Here is a 21,750-nt window from a genome sequence, read left to right as displayed (position 1 = left end):
AGCCCATAGCAAAAAGCCCGCTATCTTATTCAGATAGCGGGCTTTTAATTGGTGCCGGCACCAAGAGTCGAACTCGGGACCTACTGATTACAAGTCAGTTGCTCTACCAACTGAGCTATGCCGGCGTAATTTGGCGGAAGGATAGAGATTCGAACTCTAGGACCTGTTACAGTCGACGGTTTTCAAGACCGTTGCCTTAAACCACTCGGCCATCCTTCCAATGAGCGGCATTATCATCTATAGCGTGATGATATGTCTAGTGTTTGGTTCAGAAAAAATTGAAATTCGGTTCGTTTGGTTAAACTTCATGCCGAAATTGGTCAAAAAAAACCAACTTGGTCAAAAACGCAACGATGCTGGATTGAATTACTGCTCGGTTACTGCAATGACAAGTATAAAAAAACGCGGCCAAGTGACCGCGTTTTATCAGAACCTACCCTGCTATCAGGATTAGAACTGGTAAACCAAACCAACCGCTACGATATCATCAGTGTTGATACCGGCATTTTTGGTGAATTGGTTTTCATCCAACAGGTTGATTTTGTAATCAACATAGGTGGACATGTTTTTGTTGAAGAAGTAGGTAGCACCGACATCAACATATTTCAGCAGATCTTGGTCACCATAGCCGTTGCCGAGGTCTTTACCTTTAGATTGCAGGTAAGCTACGGATGGGCGTAGGCCGAAATCAAACTGATACTGAGCCACTAACTCAATGTTCTGTGCTTTGTTAGCAAAGCCGTAAACCGCGTCAGCATCTTCATTGCTAAAGTTACCGAAACGGGTCTGGTTGTAAGTCTGAGTATAAGTTGCGGCCAGATAAACGTTGTTGGCGTCATATTTCAGACCACCAGCATAGGCATCAGCACGATCACCATGACCATATGCCAGTTTATTTTGATCAGTAGTACGCAGAGAGCTTGCCATCGCAGCAGACGCACTCACGCCCCAACCAAGGTCGTAAGATACAGACATACCGTAACCGTCACCATTCTGACCTTGTACATCACGGCCATTGTTGGTTTCAGTGCCGCTGCCGTTCTTGCCTTGATATTGCAGAGCAAAGTTCAAGCCATCAACCAAGCCAAAGAAGTTGGTGTTGCGGTAAGTCGCAATGCCGTTACCACGTTGTGACAGGAAGTTATCCGCACCGTAGGTATCGCCACCGAACTCTGGCAGTACGTCAGTCCATGAGTTTACGTCGTAAAGCACACCATAGTTACGGCCATAATCGAAAGAGCCGTAATCAGCAAATTTCAAACCAGCGAAACCAATACGGGTAAAGTTACCTTGGTCTTGATCTTCAGCTTTGTTTAAATTTGCCTGATATTCCCACTGGCCGTAACCGGTCAGTTGGTCGCTAATCTGAGTTTCGCCTTTCAGGCCAAAACGCATGTAAGACTGGTCGCCATCTTTGCTCTTATCATCAGAAAAATAATGCAAACCATCGACTTTGCCGTACAGATCCAGCTTGTTGCCGTCTTTGTTGTAAATTTCAGCCGCGCCTGCACTACCTGCGACTAATAAGGCTGGAACAAGCAGGGAAAGAACTCGAAGTTTCATCGTTATTATCCTCTAATTATTAGATCTAACTATGCCACTGCTCTTGCGAGCATATAATCCCAATGGGGTTATTCTATTGTGGTAATAAGATTAGGATTTATCTATACAGAAAATGCTACCAAGTCTCGGATAATGTTTCATATGTCCAAAAATCATTTCAAAATGTAAATGCTGGCGAACTTTCACAAAAATAGAAAATACCAATAAATATAGCACCTATAATCAATAATGATTATTTTTTAAATAAATACAATAAGTTACAAGAAAATTCATACCGCACAAATTGACAAGTAATATCTTAGAAACAGCAACTATAATAAATCCGCTATCATCATTATTTTACTATTACTTTCATTGTGGCCTCCGCGGCCAGATAATTCGTTAGTGTTACGGCCGGTCTTTTGACCGGCTTTTTTATTGTCTGCAATATATATAGTGAAGTATATTTATAATGACGGGCATATTTCCAAAATGAAATAATAGGCAAAACATATAGTTTCATCATAATATTTGAGCACGAATAGCTTAAACATCACGGGCTAATAATTAGCCTGATTGGTTAACTAGCACCCAACTATTTATTGGCATAGTTTAAAATTTATCAGAAAATAAAGGGCATTCAGCGTCAACTGTAAAACGCCAATAGAGACAAATAATTAAGCAGCGTTATTAGCGCTCCCGCAATGCTTCATTCACTTTATTCAACGGCTTTATTAGGTAGTCTAATACCGTTTTCTGCCCGGTTTTAATTTCTACACTCGCCACCATTCCCGGTAATATTGGAAATGACTTCCCGGCTTTATTCGTCAAATCAGCCCGATTAGTGCGCACATAAATACGGTAGTAAAATTGGTCTCGTTTAACTTCATCTTGCAAGGTATCCGGCGACACCGTCTCTACCTCGCCATTCAGATTGCCGTAGATGGATGAATCATAAGCGGTTATCTTTACCGTCGCCGGTAAGCCGGGGCGGATGTAAGCAATGTCACGCGGGTTAATACGCGTTTCAATCAATAATTGCTCTTCGATAGGGACGATTTCCATCAACTTACCGCCGGGTTGCAGCACCCCCCCGACGGTGGAAACCTGAATATCCTTTACGATCCCACGAACCGGTGAAATGAGTGTGGTTCGCGTGAGTTGATCCTGCTTGCCGGAGACCACCTGCAACTGTGCATCTAAATCGGCATTATTTTTAAGCTGCTCCTCTCTGGCTCTAACCGCATACTGGTTGCGAGCTTCATCAATTTTGCCCCGCAGATCACTGACTTGTCGCTGTAGCCGGATCACCTCGACCTGGCTGGCGGCACCTTTAACCACCAGCGGTTCGGTCATTCTCAGCTCCTGCTGGACCAGTTTCAGTGATTGCTGCAAATTGCTGACAGTTTCATTGAGATTTTGCCGGCGAGAGAGATAGAACTGAGTCTCGCGCGCCACCAGTTCCGGCTCTTTTAAGGTATCGACACTGAAAGCCAATGCCGCACCGGTGAGCTCAGCGCGCAAGCGTTCTGAAGAGGCGCGCAAAGTACGCACTCTGGCGGCGGCTTCGCCGTAGTTAGATTGAAAACGGGTGGGATCAAGGCGGGCCAGAATTTGCCCTTTATTGATGATAGCCCCTTCATGCACCAGCAACTCATTAATGATACCGCCATCCAGACTCTCTATTAGCTGCGCGCGGCTCGAGGGCGTCACTTTCCCAGTACCCACAGTGACTTCATCCAGCGTGGCGAAATAAGCCCAGATAAACATCACTATCATCCCCACCAGCATGAGCCACACAATGGCCGACATGCGCCGCTCCTGCTGTACCCTTTCTTGTTGCAGGCTGAGATTGCTCATGACCAACTCCTGTTAGGCAGCACCTTGTTGAGATTTATTGCTCATCGCATTGAGAATATGGTCGCGCGGGCCATCAGCCACCACTCGGCCGTTATCCATCACAATGATGCGGTCTACCAATTTTAATAATGCAGGTCTATGGGTCACTAGCACCAACATGCGGCCATCCAACCAGCTATCCATTTGACGAATGACATAATCTTCCAGTTGTTCATCCATTGACGCCGTCGGTTCATCCATCAGTACAACCTGTGGATTACGTAAAATCATCCGGCTCAGCAATACCATCTGCCGCTGCCCGCCGGATAACCCTTGCCCCCCTTCATTAATAATCCGATCAAGGCAAGCCGCATCCTGCTGCACCATGGCGATTGCGCCACTGATCCGCAGCGCCTGAATCATCTCCTGCTCGCTGGCATGGGGGTGGCCCAGCATCAGGTTTTGCCGCAGTGAGCCAAAGAACAGGCGAGAGTCCTGCGACAGAAAGCCCAGTTGACGGCGTAAATCTGCCGGTTCTATCCGCTTGATATCAACTCCGTCAATCACCACTTTGCCTTGCGTGGCACTGGCCTGACCGGCTAACAGCTTCAGTAAAGTAGATTTACCGGCCCCTACTTTGCCCAGAATTGCCACCTTCTCGCCGGGTTTGATTTCCAGAGATGCAATCGCAATGACGCTTTGCCCTTTCTCTTCATCATAGGTGTATTGCAGGTTGTGCAGCTGATAGTGGCCGTTCAGTATCGGGCAGTGAGCCAACTCGCTCTCATCAGGGCGATCTAGGGGTTTTTTGAGTAACTCATTCAAGCCGGTCATGGCGCTTTTCGCATGTTGCCAGCGCGAGAAAACCATGGTCAGTTGCATTAACGGCGCGATAGTTCTTGAGGAGAGCAAACTGCTGGCGACCAGTGTCCCGGTGGTTATCTCCCCGGCCAACACCAGATAGGTGCCAAAAACCAGCATGCCCGCATAGGTCAATTGTGAAACTGTCGAGGCCCAACCGGTAAGGCGCGCGCCCCATAAGCGCTGTTTCATCCCTACCGCCGCGCTCACCTCGTGGGTTTGCTCCCATTGGCGCTGAAAATAAGGTTCGGCCTGCAATGCTTTGATATCTTCAATACCTTCAATGGTTTCAACCAAAATGGCATTGCGCAGTGCCCCTTCACGCATTCCTTCCTTCGCCAGTTTCGCCATGGGGAACTGAATCAATAAGCCGGGGATAACAATTAGCGGAATAGCCAATAGCGGGATAATAACCAGAGGGCCACCCATAAAGGCCATGATGACCAGAAACAGCAGCACGAACGGCATATCAGCCGCCGCCCCTACCGTCGTGGATGTGAGTAATTCACGAACTTGATCAATTTCACGCAGTTGAGAAATAAAGGAGCCGGTCGACTTGGGGCGAGCTTCATTTTTAATCGCCATCGCGCGGACAAACAGCATCGACGAAACATTGAGGTCGATTTTTTTACCCATCAAATCAGAGATCTGAGTCCGGGTCAGCCGAATGACATACTCCATAACCGCGGCCAGCAATACACCGAAGAACAGCACCCACAATGTAGCGTAAGACTGTGCTGGAATTACCCGGTCATAGACTTGCATGGAGAACAGAATCCCCCCCAGTGCCAGCACATTACCCAGCACCGAGGCGAGAGAGATCTCAGCAATTTTACGTCCGGCACCCCGGAAGTTTTGCCAGAACCAGTGCTTGCGATAGGGTCTGACAAACTCATCAATCCGTTGATCACGGCCGCGCATGGCGGTGCCCACCATAACCACCCGCCCCTGACTGCGCGCCAGCAACTCGGGTAGGCTCGCCTCACGAATCACATCACCACCATCACTTAGCCAATAGCTCACCTGCTCGTCATCACTCAGGTGTTCTAATACCGCCACACTGCCGGGTTCCAATTCCAGTAACACCGGCAGCAGTTCATTGCGCCAGCGGACTTTCTTCAATGGCATCACGTTGACCTGCAAACCCAGCAGGCCACTGAGTCGCTCCAGTTGACGCAAGCCATTTAATTGCTCAAACCAGCGCATTTGCTGGGTCAGAAAATTAACATCAGCGGGTTTGCCATAACGGCTGGCAACCCTCGCCATTGCGGTTATCCAGACTTCTGTTGGCGTAGATTGCGTTGTCATGTTACCCCTGTCGCGCGCACATTTGCGTCAATGAAACCCGATCCCCCCCCGTCAGTGGCAGGTGAAAATGCCGCTATCAGAGTGTCGGTAACCTTTCGCCACTTTGAGCAACCCGGTCGATACCGAGCATGTCGACCAAATTATCGACCGCCGAGGCATAGCGCGCGGTGGCATCCCAGCCGTCATAGAGCGCCATCAATCGCATTGAATCTGCCTGTGATACATCCTGCTCAACACTCAGTAAGTCATTCAGGCTGCGTTTGCTTAACTTATATTCATCCTGATAGACACTGCGGGTATGGCGGGCACTCTCCAGTTGCTGTTCCCCTGCTTGCTGGCGCTGTATGGCACCAATCATGTCGGCGTATGCCGTTGCGGCTTTTTGATTCACATCCAGCTTGGCTTTTTCAACTTCCGCCTGTGCCGCCGCGCGCGCGCCTTCTGCCGCACGAACTTTGGCACTCACCGCGCCGCCCTGATAAACCGGGGCTTCAACCGCCAGTTGCACCTGATCATCCCAGTAAGAGCGGGAGTCATTTTCATAGCGTGTCCGGCCCGCCTGAATCTTTAAGGTTGGCCAGTGTTGCGCCTGACTCTGCCGCACCCGCTGCATGGCGGCCTGCTGCTTGGCCTCGGCACTGCGCACTGCGCTGCTGGTATCGTAAGGAATAGCGTTGAGCGTGATTTTTTGCTTGAGCAGATCTTTGGGGAGATCCGGCAGATTGTCGGACACCACACCGGTCAAGACCGTCAGTTGCGCCTGCGCTGAGCGCTGCTGCGCGCGATACTGCTCCAAAGTGGCAACCATACCGGCGATGCGGGTTTCAGCTTGTAAAACATCAGAGTGCGAGCTCAAGCCAGCATCAGCCCTGAGTTGGGCGGTCTCTTTAACGCTTTCCAGCGAGGCAATATTACTGCGCGCGACCACACTTAATGCCTGATAGCGCTTGACCTGCAAATAAGCCTGAACCGTACTCAGCCCCACCGCGGTCATGGTGTTAAACAGTTCATAGCGATAAGCATCTGACAGAGCTTGTTGCTCATCAATACTGCCGCCGGTTTTACCGAAGTCATACAATAATTGGCTCAGTTGAACCCCGGCAGAAGCATTGCTATTTAAGCTGCCAGCAGAGTCGGTTTGATGCGATTTTCCGGTCGTGCCTTGTAGGGAAATTTGCGGATACCAGCCACTTTCGGCGATATCCAAATCACCTTGCCCCACTTTGATCTGCGCCGCCGCTTGGGCAATTTGCGGATTACGGGCAAAAGCCCGCAAGATAGCTTCACGCAAGCTGAGCTCCGCCAATTGCTCTTCGCTCGGTGCAGCCTGCCAGTTAAAAGCCGCCACCGGTGGGGGTTGTGCCGCCCACAGCGGCGGCCCTCCCAGTGTGATTAACGCCGTAATACCCCATAATGCGCCAGGAATGCACCGGCCAGTAAAGCCGCTTATTTTTCTATTCATCGCCGACATACTCCCGTGCCGATCATTTTCTAAGTGTTTTTTGCTCTTAACCGAGCCGGTGGTTTCACACTAAATGCACTTGCAAACCGTGCTGAATCAACACATCTCCCAATGTGTTGCTGCTATCCAGTGATGAGTTGTGGTAGACGTCAAATGCTTGCCCATCAACATTGCGTTGCCCGACACTGCTCCACACTCCGTCTGGCGTATTGCTGAGTGTGACTTGCCCGCCTTCTGCTCCTTTAATCAACAAGTCATCTTGCGGTTTATCGGTTAGCGTCAGCGCATCATGCAAATCAAGCTGGATACTGTTGGTGCCGCTATTACCTAAATCAATGATTTCGATATGCTCCACCTTCAGCCCCAAACTGGTCAGATCCAGGACCTGATGAGTCCCACCCAGCAGCAAGGTATCCATCCCCAAGCCGCCGTCGATATGGTTGAAATTCAGGGAACTGACTGTGAAAACATCCGCGCCGCTGCTGCCGGTCAGTGCTTCACCGGACATCACCACTCCATCCGCCAGATTGAGCGTGACGCCGCCGATGGTGTAGCCGCCTTCGGTCACCGTGGTGGTCAGCGTGCTGTCGATAGGCGCAGTCAATGATTCAGCAGTTGTGGACTCCACCTGAGCAGTGGCGGATTGAGCCGCAACCGAGTCGGCCGAGTGCTCGCTGGGGGTCGCCACGCTTTGGCTTGTCTCTGTTGGATTGGGTGCGCTGGCAGAATGCGATAAATCACTGTCAGGGGTGACCATCATGCTGGCGGCCTGAATATCCTGATCAGCAGAGAGTAACTGAACCCCCGACCCCGAGAGCAAACCGACCGCGATCGCTTTGTGGTTACCGGCTTCATCGGTGACCGATACCGCCACTGTGGTGGTCAATATGCTGACAACATTCAATGCACTAAGGAAACTCCCATAGAATTTGACACTCCAGTGGCCCGTGCTGTCGACCGTGCCCTCAAGGGATTGCCCCAGCAGAACCACGGTGACCTTAGTATTGGGCAACACATTTAAGCTGGAGCCAGAAACAGTCAGTCCGTTAGCCGGCAGCAGCAACAGATTGCCAATATTGCCGAGCACGTCGACCCCCAAGAGCGGTAAGGCATGGGTTTTTACTGTGAAATCAGTGTCTACCGCGACCTGATTGCCGACGGCATCAGTGACAGAGACAGCAATTTTGGCGGAACCGTCCGCCAGACCGGTCAGAAGCGACGGCGTAATCGGCACACTCCAGCTACCATCACTGGCAATGGTTCCAGTGAGAACCGCACTACCGATGGTCACCTTAATCTGTGAGCCAGCGGCGTGGGTGCTGGTACCGGAAATCACTTGTGCCGCGGTTGATTCAGCACCATTGAGATAGTGATCGGTGGCAAAGAAAGGATTCAGTGTCAGTGTTGGTAAGCTGATCCCCACCGTAACGGGCGCGGTGGCGCTGGTACTGTGCCCGGCGGCGTTAGTCAAGCTGGCACTGGCGGTAAAACTCCCATCCAGCAGACCAGCCAACATCAATGGCGATACCGCAATGCTCCAAGTGCCATCAGCTTTTACGGTGGTATTTAGCGTCAGATTACCGACAGTCACACTCAGATTGGATCCGGCGGCAAAAGTACTGTGCCCACTGATGGTTTGGGTCAAGAGTGCATCAGCAGCATTGAGTAGACCATCACCAAAGATAGGGTCCAGTGTCAGGGTCGGCAAACCATTGGCTATCACATTCAGAATGCCAGAGCCACTGGCTGGGTTACCCACCGAATCTTGCAGCTCGGCAGTCACTGTCAGGTTACCATCGGTCACCAATGCTTTTAAATCAATAGGTTGAACCAGTACACTCCAGTTCCCCCCCGCGCCAACCGTGGCAACGTAGGGTTTACCATTTAGCGTAATACTAATTTGGGTACCCAATGCCACATTGGTGGTAGTGCCGCTGATGGTCTGCGCCACCAGCAAATCCGCCACACTCAGGATGCCATCGCCAAAAATAGGATTGACTGACAGTGTCGGTTGGGCATGAATCAGCACATTGACTAACCCGCTGGCGCTACTGGTATTACCGACACTATCAACCAAGGATGCACTGATTGTTTGGCTACCATCCAACAACCCACTCAATATATTGGTCGGAACCTGCAGGCTCCACGAGCCATCGGCCGCCACAATTGCCGTCAGTTGGTTAGTACCCACCTGAACCAGTATCTGCGTACCGGCAATGCCATTGACGACCGTCCCGCCGATAGTTTGCGCCGTTTGGCTATCCAAAATGCTCAGCAGCCCGTCACCAAAAATCGGGTTCAGTACCAGCTTAGGCACATTATTGATAATGACATTGGCATTGCCGGATGCTGCTCCGGTGTTACCGGCTAGGTCGGTAACCGAGACGTTGACCGTCAAATTGCCATTCGATAACGCGGTCAAGTCAGCCGGTTGCAGCGTCACCGTAAAACTGCCATTGGCGGCGGTGGTCGCAAAGAACGTTTTCCCGCCGACTGTGACACTGACCTGAGTTCCAGCCGTCACTCCGCTGACGACCCCACCAATGGTTTGGGCAATCGCGGTATCCGCCAAGCTAAGTTTGCTATCATCAAAGATAGGACTTAGCGTGATGACAGGTAGCGTCACATCCACCAGTAATGGGCTCGTCGCGCTACCGCTGTTCTGGGCAGAATCGGTCACCGTGGCAGTGACATTGAGGGTACCGGCGAGCAAGCCATTCAATATGCTAGCATCGACTGGCACACTGAAAGTGCCATCCGCATTCACGGTTGCCTCTAGCGACGCCGTCCCCAATTTAATGGTGACCTTGGCACCGGCAGGCAGATTTTTAATCGTGCCGCTGATGGTTTGGGTTAGCAGCAAGTCAGCCGCATTAAGAATACCATCGCCAAAGATAGGATTAAGGCTAACCTGCGGCAGATTATGGATAAGAACATTGGCCGTGGCTTGGGTATTGACGATATTCCCCGCCACATCTTTAACCGAAATATTAACCTGTAAACTACCGTCTTGCAGGCCGCCGAGCAGGGACGGCAGTAAGTCAATATGCCACACACCCCCGGCCAGTACTTGTGTGGTCAACACTTGGGTGCCGATGGTCACCGTGACCGTCGCCCCTACAGCCACATTATTAATCACCCCACTCAGTGTTTGCGTTGTCGCCGCCTCCACCGCATTAAGAATGCCATCTGCACCAAACAGTGGGTCTAATGCGCCAAACGTCGGCAGATTGTGTGTCAGCACATTCAACACCGGTGCGGGGCTGACGTGCACCACATTATTATTGGCATCAACTATCGTGAGATCCAGTGACAGCGGGCCATCCGCTAATTGACTCAGCTGTGCCGTTGGTAGCGTCAGCGACCATTTGCCATTAGCCCCCACATCGGCCGTCAGTTCGACACCATTGATAGTCAGTTTTACCTTGGCACCCAGACCGGCATTTTGTGCCGTACCGGACAAAATTTGATCCACTGTCGAGCCAATGGCATTGAGATAGCCGCCGTTGAACAGAGAGTCGACCGCCAGAGCCAACCCTTTATTGAGCGCGACATTGACTGTCACATTGCTGCTGCTTGGGTTACCGGCAGTATCTGTCACACTTAATCCGACAACCAGTGGGCCATCCGCAATACCGGATAAATTCGCCGGAAAAACATTGATACTCCATTTACCGTCATTTCCTACCACTGTCGTCAGTAAGGTACTGCCCAAGGTCAGCGTTAAGGTTTTCCCTTCTGATCCCAGCGCCGTCCCGGACAATATTGAGCCCAGGAGATTGCTGTTAAGGATTGGCGCACTGACATCCAAGGTGATGAGTGTCGGTACCGTATCAACCAAAACAGTGATTGGCGTGGCATTGCCACTATTTCCCGCCAAGTCGGTCAAGGTCGCCGTCAAGGTATTATTGCCCTGTGGCAACGCCTGCAAATCGGCCACCGGAATAGCGACACTCCACGCGCCATCCGCCCCTATCAGAGCCGAATAATTTTTACTGTTTAGCGTTACCGTCACCGTGCGGCCAATGTCATTCGCTGAGGCAATACCGCTGACCAGTTGCGGCACTTTGGATTCCAGCGCATCTACTATATTGTTGAGGGCAAATGGCTCCAGGGTCAAGGTCGGAGGAACTCGGTCAACCAGCAGTCCGACCTGTTCGGAGGCAGTGCCCCCAACCAACGACACGGTTATTTGATAATTGCCATCCGGGAAGTCACCTTTGGGCAGGGTCACTGACCAACTCCCATCAACCCCGATGGTGAGCGGTACGCCAATTATGCTGCCATTGATTTTAAGTATGACGGTGTCGCCAGTGGTAGCGCCGGTAACGTTACCGCTAATAATGATGTCCTGCGGGTCATTTAGCTTATTGATAATATTGTTAGTGGTGATTGGATCTATCGTGAGCACCACCGGAGGAGCAATGATATTCACATCGACGTTAATTGGAGCGAGGGTATGGCCCTCATTGCCGACACTGTCGGTGACTGATGCATTGATCGTCACATTTCCGGGTGCCAAACTCCCCAACTGAGCACTGCTCACCGTGGTTGACCACACCCCATTGAGCCCCACAGTCGCGGTCAGATTAAGGCCACCAAAAGTAATATTGACCAGACTGCCGACGGCCATATTGGTGGTGGTGCCGCTGATAATCTGTGGCACTTTACTCTCGAGGAAGTCTAGTTCAGCGCCAAAGAGTGGAGTATCAATGGTGACCGTTGGCAAAGTATGAGTTTGTACGCCGATGCTAAGCGAGCTGCTGCCGCTATTACCGCCGCCATCCAGCACATCCACCTTGATAGTAGGGTTGCCATCAGGAATAAGTTTTAAATCTGCCGTCGGCAACGTGACCGTCCATACTCCCGTCGCGGTATCCACATTGGCGTTGTATTGCTTGCCATTGAGGGTGACTTTCACGGTTTGCGCGGTGTTAAGCAGCCCAGTGGTGCCAGTCAATATCTGGTCAATCCCGGCCTCATTCAGATTCAGTACTGCGCCAAACGGCGGTGTGTTAATGGTCGGCAGAGATGGCGTCAGGAAGCTGTCAAAGCCGAGCAAGCCGGAATTACTGTTCCCTGCGGAGTCAGTGACAATGACATTAATTTGGTGTGAACCATTAACCAAACCATTAAGTGCCCCTGACGGGATAGTGACCGTCCAGTCGCCGGTGATGGGATCGACCACACCGGAGTAGCTTATCCCGCCGACATCAATCTTCAACTGCACATTCTGGTTATTACCGATTATCCCGGTTTTACCGGTGATAGTGATTGCCGCTCCGGCCTCAGCAATATCAACACTGGCACCAAAGGACGGTGTATTGATGGTCGGCTGCGGCAGCAGCTGTTGCGAAATAAAGATGATGGGTTGGTTTGGCAGAATATCCACCACATTGCCGCCGCGATCGGTGACCGTCACGCCAATGGTATGTGAGCCGCCACTTAACCCGGTTAATAGCCCCGTCAGCAGTGGCAGTGACCAACTGCCATCCGCACCGGCAATCACAGTTTGTATCAACCGGCCATCAATAGAGATAGCCACCGTTTGCCCGCTGCCCGTCACCCCAGTGGTGCCGGTCAATGTCTGCCCAACTAGCGCCTCTAAATGGTTCAGTACTCCATCGCCAAATGGCAATGTCAGTGTTGGCTGCGGTAAATTATGGGTCATGACCTCCACGTTTCCGCTCAGGGAACCGGTATTGCCCGCCGCATCTTGCGCGGTAACCGTGACAATCCAGGTTCCCTCCGGCAGGGCTTGCAGCACGGTTGGCGTCAAGGTCAAGGTCCACTTACCGTCTTCGGTGACAGTTGCCGCGTAACCGGTGCCATTAATATAGACAGTGACCTGTTGCAGCTTATCGCCCACAATCCCGGTAGTCCCGGTTAAAACTCCGCCAGCGGCGGCTTCAGCCGCATTGAGAATACCATTGATAATTGGCCCGGTATCAAACGTAGGAGCTGGGCTAAGCACCAATTGAGAGTTGAAGTTAACCGTCTCAGTATCGCTGTTACCCACCCGGTCAGTCACTGTGACCGAAATCGTATGTGATCCGTCCAATAACCCACTTAATGCCCCGGCTGGCAGAGTGCAAGTCCAGGTTCCATCAGCAGCCACCGTGGCCGGGTAGCTCACGCCATCAACTTTCAGCGTGATGGTTTGCCCACTCCCGGTGGCTCCGCTGCTCCCGGTCAGCGTCTGGCTGGCGGCGGCTTCTAGCTTGTTTAGGTAACCATCACCAAACGGCAAGGCTGGCAGAGTAATATTGGGGACGTTATGAATTAAAATATCGAGGTTGGCACTGGCTGAGGCACTGTTTCCCGTGTCCGCATCAATAGCACTGACCGTCACTTGAGTCTTACCGTCAGCCAGACTTTGCAAAGCTGCGGCGCTGATATTAACCGTCCAGACCCCAGTCGATGTCACACTGCCGGGGTAATCTTTACCATTAATCGACACCACAACCGCGGTTCCGACAGCCAAATGGTCACAGCTGCCCGTCAAGGTTGCATTTGCACTTATCTCGTTAACACTCAATATGTTATCGCCAAAGAGCGGCGCAATTGTCAGTGTCGGCACATCATTGATAGCCACTGTGATATCAGTAATATCGTGGCTTTCATTACCGGCGATATCCGTTACGCTGACTTTAATTCCCCCCGCCAGAGTGCCATCCCCCAAGAGCAACAAATCTGCCGATGGAATCGTCAGGCTCCAGGTGCCATCACTCTGCACCGTAGTTTTGTAATCACGACCATTAAGTGTGACTGTCACGGTAAGCCCGGCATCACCGGCGCAGGTTCCTTTGACAACCACCCCCAGCAAGGCATCAGCCAGATTCAATACATTGTCGAGATTGGTTTGGACATCAACAGTGAGGATCGGCGGGTGAGTATCAACCGTGACATTGTGGCTGGTGTTGGCCGGGTTTTGTGCCACATCATTTACCGTGGCGGTAATGACATTAGTGCCCTGCGGCAGCGCCTGCACATCCGCGGCAGGCACCGAGACACTCCAGCTACCGTCGGCCAGTACCACCGCCTGATAGTATTTACCGTGCAAGCCAATCGTCACTGTTTGCCCTGCCTGCACATGCAAGCTGTTGCCACTGATGGTCAGTGCTGACTGACTTTCCTGATAGTTGATGATGTCGTCACTGGTGACTGTCGCAACCGTTAAGGAGGGTTGGTCAGCCAGAGAGGCAATCACCGTCACCTGATGGCTACCACTGGCAAGGTTCCCCCCCAGATCAGTGACCGTCGCCACTGCTGTGGAAGGCCCTTCCGGCAATAGATTCACATCTGCCGCCGGGACTGTCACTTGCCAGCGACCATCACTTTGTACGATGCCCGTGTAGCTCTTGCCACCAAGAGTGACGGTGACAGTGCGCCCCGCTTCTACATGGGTCGACACCCCGTTGATGAGTGCGTCCTGCGCATATTCAATGCGATTAATAAAGTTATCGCCTGAGATAGTGTTAATGGTAACTGTCGGCAGATTAGCCGAGTCAGCATCAATTATCAGGGTGCGATCGACAACTGTCTGGTTGCCAGCGCTGTCGCTGAGGGTAACTCGAATCGGATAATTGCCATCAGTCAGGCTTTGCAACAGCGTGTTGCTCAGCGGAATACTCCAGGTGCCATCCGATTGAACCAGACTGCTGTAGGTCACACCGTTTAGCACTACAGAAACCATACGCCCGGCGTCTGACAATGGCGCGCTCCCGGTGATATTGACGGTACTCAATGCTTCGGTGGCATTGATAATATTGTCGCCACTGATAGGGTCTACCACCAATGCTGGCGCAACTTTATCCACAATGGCACCACCGGTGAAGGTGCTGCTGTTGCCGGCACTGTCCGTGGCCGTAACCGAAATGGTCAGATTACCGTTGGGCAGATTTTGTAATTCAGATGGCGGTAGAGTGAGTTGCCAGTTGCCGTTATTGTCGGCAACCAGTTGATGGGCAACACCTCCCACCGTCACTACCACCGTCTGCCCTGCACCACTGACACCGGTGGAGCCGGTCAGTGTCTGGCTGGTGGTCACTTCTGCTGCATTAAGGTAACCATCAACAAAGGGGATATTCAGTGAGGGAGCCGGAACCGCGTGAGTCACCAGTGTAATGTTGCTCACTTGGGTGGTGGTATTCCCCACACTGTCGGTGGCCGAAATGGTAATCGGGTAGCTTCCGTCCGCCAATAGATTCAGGGTGTTGGCGGGGATACTTACACTCCAACTCCCGGAAATACCTACCGTGGTCCTGTAAGTTTGACCATTAATCACCACATTGATGGTGGCCCCGACGTCATTGGAAGTACCAAATACCGAGATACTGGCTGCCGCTTCACTGGCATTTATCACTCCATCACCGGCGATTGGCCCCACCGATAACTCAGGGGCCAGAGTATCTACCGTTATCGGGGTAATCTGGCTATTGCTGTTACCGGCGGCATCCGTCACCAAGACTGAAATTGACTGCCCGCCTTGCGCCAGCCCCTGCAATACACTGCTGGGTAATGTCAGTGACCACTGGCCGTCATTGCCGACCAGTGCCGCATAGGTTTTGCCCCCGATAGTCACCGTCACGCTCTGTCCGGCCCCCAAGATACCGGTGGAGCCGTTTAAGCTCTGGCTGATGCCCGCCTCGACTTTCGTTAGCGTGCCATCACCAAAGGGCAGGTTAGTGATGGGTGCTGGCAGCGTATGGATATAGATCCCAAGCTCGCTGCTGGTGGAGACAATATTGCCCGCGCTGTCAGTCGTGGTAGCGGTCAATGTTGCTTTACCATCCAATAACAGGGCTAAATCACCGGCGGGTATATTCAAGCTCCAATTGCCACCGGCCCCGGTGATCGCGGAGTAAGTTTTGCCATTCAGTGTCAGGATAATCGTCTGATTAGGATTGAGATTACTGGAGGTGCCATTAACAGTGACACCTGCTGCCGCCTCTTGTGCGTTGATCAGATTGTCACCGGTCAACGGGCTGATACCAATCCCGCTCTGAGCATTGTTGACGATAATACCCTGGCTACCACTGGCCGCATTGCCATTCACATCGCTGACAGTCGCCGTGATGCTGGTCATACCATTAGCCAGCAACGCCAGATCAACTACCGGGATTTTCGCACTCCAATTGCCCGAAGAATCCACCGTCGCGGTATAAGTTCGGCCATTAAGAGTGATGGTAATCACCCGCCCAGCCTCTATTGCAGTCGTGCTGCCGCTGATGGTCTGACTGACCAACTGCTCAGCACCATCAAGAATATTGTTACCGGCGAAAGTATTAATGGTGAGGGTCGGCAAATTGAGAGGGTCGGCATCCAACGTGACATTTTGGGTCACTGTGGTGCTATTACCGGCAGCATCCAGCACCTGGGTACTAACCAGATAACTCCCATCACTGAGGGATGACAATGCCCCGGCAGGGATAGTGATGCTCCAACTGCCATTAGGCTGCACCACACCGGTGTAGAGTTGCCCGCCAATAGTGACCTTCACAATGGCACCAATCTCTGTACAACTGCCATTCACCGTAATACTCGCCGCCGCCTCTGCGCCATTGATAATATTATCCGTCGCAATTGGCGCAACGGATAAACCGGGCGCTTGGGTATCAACCTTAAATTGGCTGTTTAGGATATTGCTATTACCGGCTGCATCACTGGCGGTAATCACCAGCGGCTGATTACCTTGCCCCAAGCCTTGCAACACATTGGTGGGTAGCAACAATGTCCAACTGCCGTCGGCGGCAACCGTGGCTGAATAGGTCACACCGGCGAGCGTCACACTCACCTGCTGACCACTGCCCGCAATGCCGGTGCTGCCGCGCAATGTTTGACCCAGCGCGGCTTCCGCACTATTGAGTATGCCATCGCCAAAAGGAGGAATCAGGCTGGCGGCCGGTAATGCATGGGTATAAATTCCCAAGCTAGTGGTGCTGTTGACCGGGTTGCCAGCAGCATCGGTGGTAGCAGCAGATAACGTCACACTGCCATCCGCTAACTGCGCCAGATCCCCTGCCGGGATCTGAGTGCTCCAGTTGCCCCCCGCGCCCACTGTTGCGGTATAGGTTTTGCCATTCAGTGTCAGGGTGACAGTTTGGCCGCTATTAACATTGGACGAGGTACCGCTGACCGTCACTCCTGCCGCCGCTTCAGCAGCATTGATCAGGTTATCGCCGGTAACCAGATTGATACCCAGCCCCGACGAATGATTATCAATAGTTATGTTGTGGGTACCAGCGGCGGGGTTACCGCTCACATCGGTGACTGTTGCCGTAATGTTGGTGCTGCCGTTTGCCAATAAAGCTAAATCAGCCGCACTGACTTTCGTGCTCCAACTGCCATCTGCCGCGACAACCGCCGTATAGGTTTTGCCATTCAGTATGATGGTCACGACTCGATCGGCTTCCACTTTCGTGGTCAGCCCACTGATTATCTGGTCAACTCGCTGCTCTGCTCCATCCAGAATATCATTACCGGCAAAGGTGTTAATGGTCAGGGTCGGCAAATTAGCCGGGTTAGCATCTAACGTCACATTCGAGGTGACGCTGGTAGTATTGCCTGCGGCATCGGTTATGGTGGCGGTTAATGGGTGGCTGCCATCTGCAATAGCAGAGAGATCATTGGCAGGAATATTAACCGCCCAAGAGCCATTCGACGAGACGGTTGCGGTATAGGTTTTCCCTTCATAAGTGATGGTGACTGTACCGCCTAGCTCGGAACTGCGCCCACTGAGTGTTATCACTGCTGCGGCTTCAATGGCGTTAATTATACCGTCACCGGCCACCGGATTTACCACTAGCGTTGGTGCTTGAGTATCGACGTTAATCACCAGCGACTGGCTATCACTGTTACCTGCGGCGTCGCTGACCGTCACCACCAGCGGTAGACTCCCTTGGCCCAATGCCTGTAGGGCCGCGGGGGGTAAAACTAATGACCAACTGCCATTAATGTCGACTGTCGCCTGATACGTCACACCGTTAAAACTCACCAAGACGGTCTGACCCGCTCCCGTCACCCCTGTTGACCCGGTGACAGTTTGGCTTACATTGACTTCAGCGCCATTGAGCTTCCCATCACCAAAAGGCTGATTAATGTTAACGGCTGGCAAGCTGTGGGTGTAAATACCGAGTGCAAGGCTACTGTCTGGTACACCAGTGGCCTGAACAGTTAATGTTATTGAACCATCAGCCAGTAAGGCTAAATCCCCTTTAGGGATAAGTACACTCCAGTTGCCATCTGCATCAACTAAGCCGGTATAAGTTTTGCCATTTAAAGTGACGGTAACCTGTGTGCCTAGAGCCAAGCCCGCCGACGTGCCAGTTACGCTAAGGTTAGTTTGTGCTTCGATGGCATTTATCAGGTTATCGCCCGCGACGGTGTTGATACCCAAACCGCCCTGGGTGCTATCGACGGTGATAATGCTGTCTTTACTGGCCGGGTTACCGGCGATATCCGTGACCTGTGCATGAATAGTGGTGCTGCCATTGGCAATCATTGCCAAGTCTGCCGCCGGAATCTGAGTGCTCCATTTGCCATCAGCCCCGACAGTGGCGGTATAAGTTTTATTATTCAATGTGATGAGGACTAAGCGGCCAGCCTCAACATGGCTGGTTGTGCCGCTCAATGTCTGACTGACTTTTTGCTCTGCCCCATTAAGGTGATTATCTACGGCAAAGTCATTTAGCGCCAAATTAGGGAGGTTGGCAGGATCGGCATCAATGGTGACACTCCCGCTAGCACTGGCACTGTTACCGGCACTGCCACTTACCGTAGCAGATATCGCTTGTGAACCATCAGCCAGCCCAACCAGATCGCTGGCAGGGACATTCACACTCCAGCGACCATCACTTTGCACCGTGCCGGTGTAGGTTTTTCCGTGGAAGACCACAGTGACGGTGGCACCAATGGCCGAGGACGTCCCGCTAATCGCCACTGTTGCTTTGGCTTCTGCCGCATTGATAATGCCATCCCCGGCGACCGGAGAAATTGTCAGGGTGGGGGCTATGGTATCAACGACCAGAGTCACAGTTTGCTCCGCAGTCTGGCCGCTACCATTTGAAACGGTGACCACGACGGTATAACTACCATCGTGTAAACCTTGCAATACCGAGGCCGGAAGTAAAATGCTCCACGAGCCATCCGCTGCAACTTTCGTGGTGTAGGTCGTGCCGTTAATGGTGACATTGACCGATTGCCCAGCCGCAACACCGGTGGTGGTGCCACTCAATGTTTGGTTAACATTGACCTCACTGCTATTAAGCAGGTTATCGCCAGTCAATGGATTAACTTTCAAGGTCACTGCGGGGTCTGGGTTGCTGGTCGGTGGATCAACATTACCGCCGTTATTTCCCCCGGAGTTGCTGTTATTGGAATTGGAATTGCTATTACTGTGGTGTGATGCGGCAATGCCGATGCCTCCCGCTATCGCCAGAAAGCCCAGCGCCCCCGCCAATAACCCGGCAGAGCTGGCGCTGGCACCAACAGCCAAACCAGCCACACTGTCTATTGCGGTAAATTGCGGTACTAAGATGGCATCACCAGCAACTGCGGCGGCCCCTACAGCAGCAGGGAAAGTGGCATGTATCGGTGGATTAATACCATCATCAAACACCAATTCGCTGTAATTCCCGACACCATCGGTGGTGAAGAAGTGCTGGTAGCGCACGGTAGTGCCGTCTTTCATGTGCAAAATCAGGTCATTACCCTGGCGTTCATAGCTGGCAACACTTTCCGGCGTGCCATGAATACGCACAATGCTCAATCCGTTAAGCGCGACAACCTGCTGGTTACTTGCAACCTCTGAGATCAATGCCCCATTTTGCCGTGAAATAATATCAATTGAACCAGCCGCTGAATTCGCCATTGATAACCTCAAAAATCAAGCAAGATGATATCTCCACGTAAGAATATATCCGGGGGAGCCCCTGATAAGTCGGACGCTGGAGGGTAAATAAACACCTCAATAAAGAGGGTCTAAGCTTGTTTCTGGTGTGATTAACAACAACAAAGAAATCAGCGCAATAGGTACATTTAGTTTTTATACATTTTTTTTAATGTGAACTCGAACAATAAGTTGGCGAGTCATTACTTAGATATAAGTAGATATTTCACAACTGTACAATAAAATTTCCCATTTTATTTACAATCATTAATAATTGAAATGATAAGAATTAAATTGAAACCAAAGGAAATGATTTTTAATTTCCCTGCCAATCAATTGATTATTATCATAATTAATCGTTTCAGCATAGAAAGAAACTTAGCGTGGGTAGCAAAACAAGGTTGGATAGGTACTAGCCAAATGATTAGCAAAATTAATGACTATTAATTTACACTTATGCAACATACGCATGAATAGATACGCATATAGTTTAGAATTATTGCATTAAATCAATCCTCTCGCTTTGCCATTAATCTTCATCCTCTGTAGCGGTTAAGCCAACGAGCGAATGCATAAGATTGCCAAGTATTATGATAATCCGGATAAATCCCTTCGACCCGCATTTCGCTTTGTGATAGAAACGTCTGTCTATATTTATTATTCATATCAATCGCAGATCCGATACCTCATGACCACCAAAACACTCCAATCAACAGTGCAACCAGGTGTTGCACAGCAAGTCTCGACTCGTCTGGCTTTTTTCATCGCCGGACTGGGCATGGCCGCATGGGCACCGTTGGTCCCTTTTGCCAAGGAGCGTATTGGTCTAAATGATGCGTCACTGGGCTTACTGCTATTATGTATTGGTGTCGGCTCAATGCTCGCCATGCCGTTGACTGGGGTGCTTACCGCAAAATGGGGCTGTCGGGCCGTGATTTTACTGGCCGGCGCGGTACTCTGCCTCGACCTCCCCTTGCTGGTCTTGATGAACACTCCGCTGACCATGGCTCTGGCGCTGTTAATCTTCGGTGCCGCGATGGGCATAATAGATGTTGCGATGAACATTCAGGCAGTTATTGTCGAGAAAGCCAGTGGTCGGGCAATGATGTCCGGTTTCCACGGGCTATTCAGTGTCGGCGGGATAGCCGGGGCCGGTGGCGTCAGTGCTTTATTATGGTTGGGTTTAAGCCCATTGACCGCCATTATTGCCACCGTGGTATTAATGATTATCCTGCTACTGACAGCCAATAAAAACCTGTTGCACGGCAGTGGCGAACCCCATGACGGCCCGCTGTTTGTTTTACCTCGTGGCTGGGTGATGTTTATCGGCTTTTTATGCTTTGTGATGTTTCTGGCGGAAGGCTCCATGCTTGACTGGAGTGCTGTCTTCCTCACGACATTGCGCGGCATGGAACCCTCTCAGGCCGGTATGGGCTATGCCGTATTTGCCATCGCGATGACTCTCGGGCGCTTAAATGGCGATCGGATTGTCAACGGATTGGGCCGATACAAGGTATTATTAGGCGGCAGTTTGTGCGCCGCTATTGGGATAATTACCGCGATAAGTATTGATAACTCACTCGCCGCCATTATCGGCTTTATGCTGGTGGGGTTGGGTGCCTCAAACGTGGTGCCCATCTTGTTCACTGCCGCGGGTAATCAAACGGTGATGCCAGCCAATTTGGCCGTCGCATCCATTACCACTATCGGCTATGCCGGGATTCTAGCTGGCCCAGCGGCAATTGGTTTTGTCGCCCAGTTAAGTAACTTATCGGTCGCTTTTGGCTGTGTGGCACTGTTATTACTGACAGTGACTGCCAGCGCCAGAGCTGTCACGCGCTAACCAAGG

General features: G+C 51.6%; 6 protein-coding genes and 2 tRNA genes. 1 reads left to right on the top strand and 7 read right to left on the bottom strand.

Annotated features, from left to right (window positions below; all coding sequences use genetic code 11):
- Positions 1-49 precede the first annotated feature (49 nt).
- The 7 genes from N0H69_RS10500 to N0H69_RS10470 all read right to left on the bottom strand — a co-directional run bounded on the left by N0H69_RS10500 (position 50) and on the right by N0H69_RS10470 (position 19,883).
- Positions 50-125, bottom strand: a tRNA-Thr gene (locus N0H69_RS10500).
- A 6-nt stretch (positions 126-131) separates the two neighbouring features.
- Positions 132-219 (bottom strand) — tRNA-Ser (locus N0H69_RS10495).
- A gap of 231 nt (positions 220-450) precedes the next feature.
- Positions 451-1,563: a porin OmpC gene (locus tag N0H69_RS10490; protein WP_050120866.1), complete on the bottom strand. Its 1,113-nt coding sequence runs from the start codon at positions 1,561-1,563 to the stop codon at positions 451-453.
- A gap of 669 nt (positions 1,564-2,232) precedes the next feature.
- A complete protein-coding gene (locus tag N0H69_RS10485) occupies positions 2,233-3,402 on the bottom strand; it encodes a beta-barrel domain-containing protein (protein ID WP_050120865.1) in 1,170 nt (389 codons plus the stop codon).
- Between the two features lie 12 nt (positions 3,403-3,414).
- Entirely contained in the window at positions 3,415-5,550 is a 2,136-nt protein-coding gene (locus N0H69_RS10480; RefSeq protein ID WP_072077465.1) for a type I secretion system permease/ATPase, read from the bottom strand.
- Positions 5,551-5,626: 76 nt separating this feature from the next.
- Positions 5,627-7,012, bottom strand: a complete 1,386-nt coding sequence (locus N0H69_RS10475; RefSeq protein ID WP_050151013.1) for a TolC family outer membrane protein — start codon at positions 7,010-7,012, stop codon at positions 5,627-5,629.
- A gap of 64 nt (positions 7,013-7,076) precedes the next feature.
- Positions 7,077-19,883: an Ig-like domain-containing protein gene (locus N0H69_RS10470; protein ID WP_050151011.1), complete on the bottom strand. Its 12,807-nt coding sequence runs from the start codon at positions 19,881-19,883 to the stop codon at positions 7,077-7,079.
- A 706-nt stretch (positions 19,884-20,589) separates the two neighbouring features.
- Between N0H69_RS10470 and N0H69_RS10465 the strand changes: the two genes are divergently transcribed.
- Positions 20,590-21,744 (top strand): MFS transporter, encoded by a 1,155-nt coding sequence (locus N0H69_RS10465; RefSeq protein WP_050106140.1) that lies wholly within the window; start codon positions 20,590-20,592, stop codon positions 21,742-21,744.
- Positions 21,745-21,750: the final 6 nt, after the last annotated feature.

Origin of the sequence: Yersinia alsatica, assembly GCF_025133195.1 — a bacterium.
Taxonomy (GTDB): Bacteria; Pseudomonadota; Gammaproteobacteria; order Enterobacterales; family Enterobacteriaceae; genus Yersinia; species Yersinia alsatica.
The sequence above is the reverse complement of the archived record's forward strand: the minus strand, read 5'-3'. Positions and strand labels throughout refer to the sequence as shown.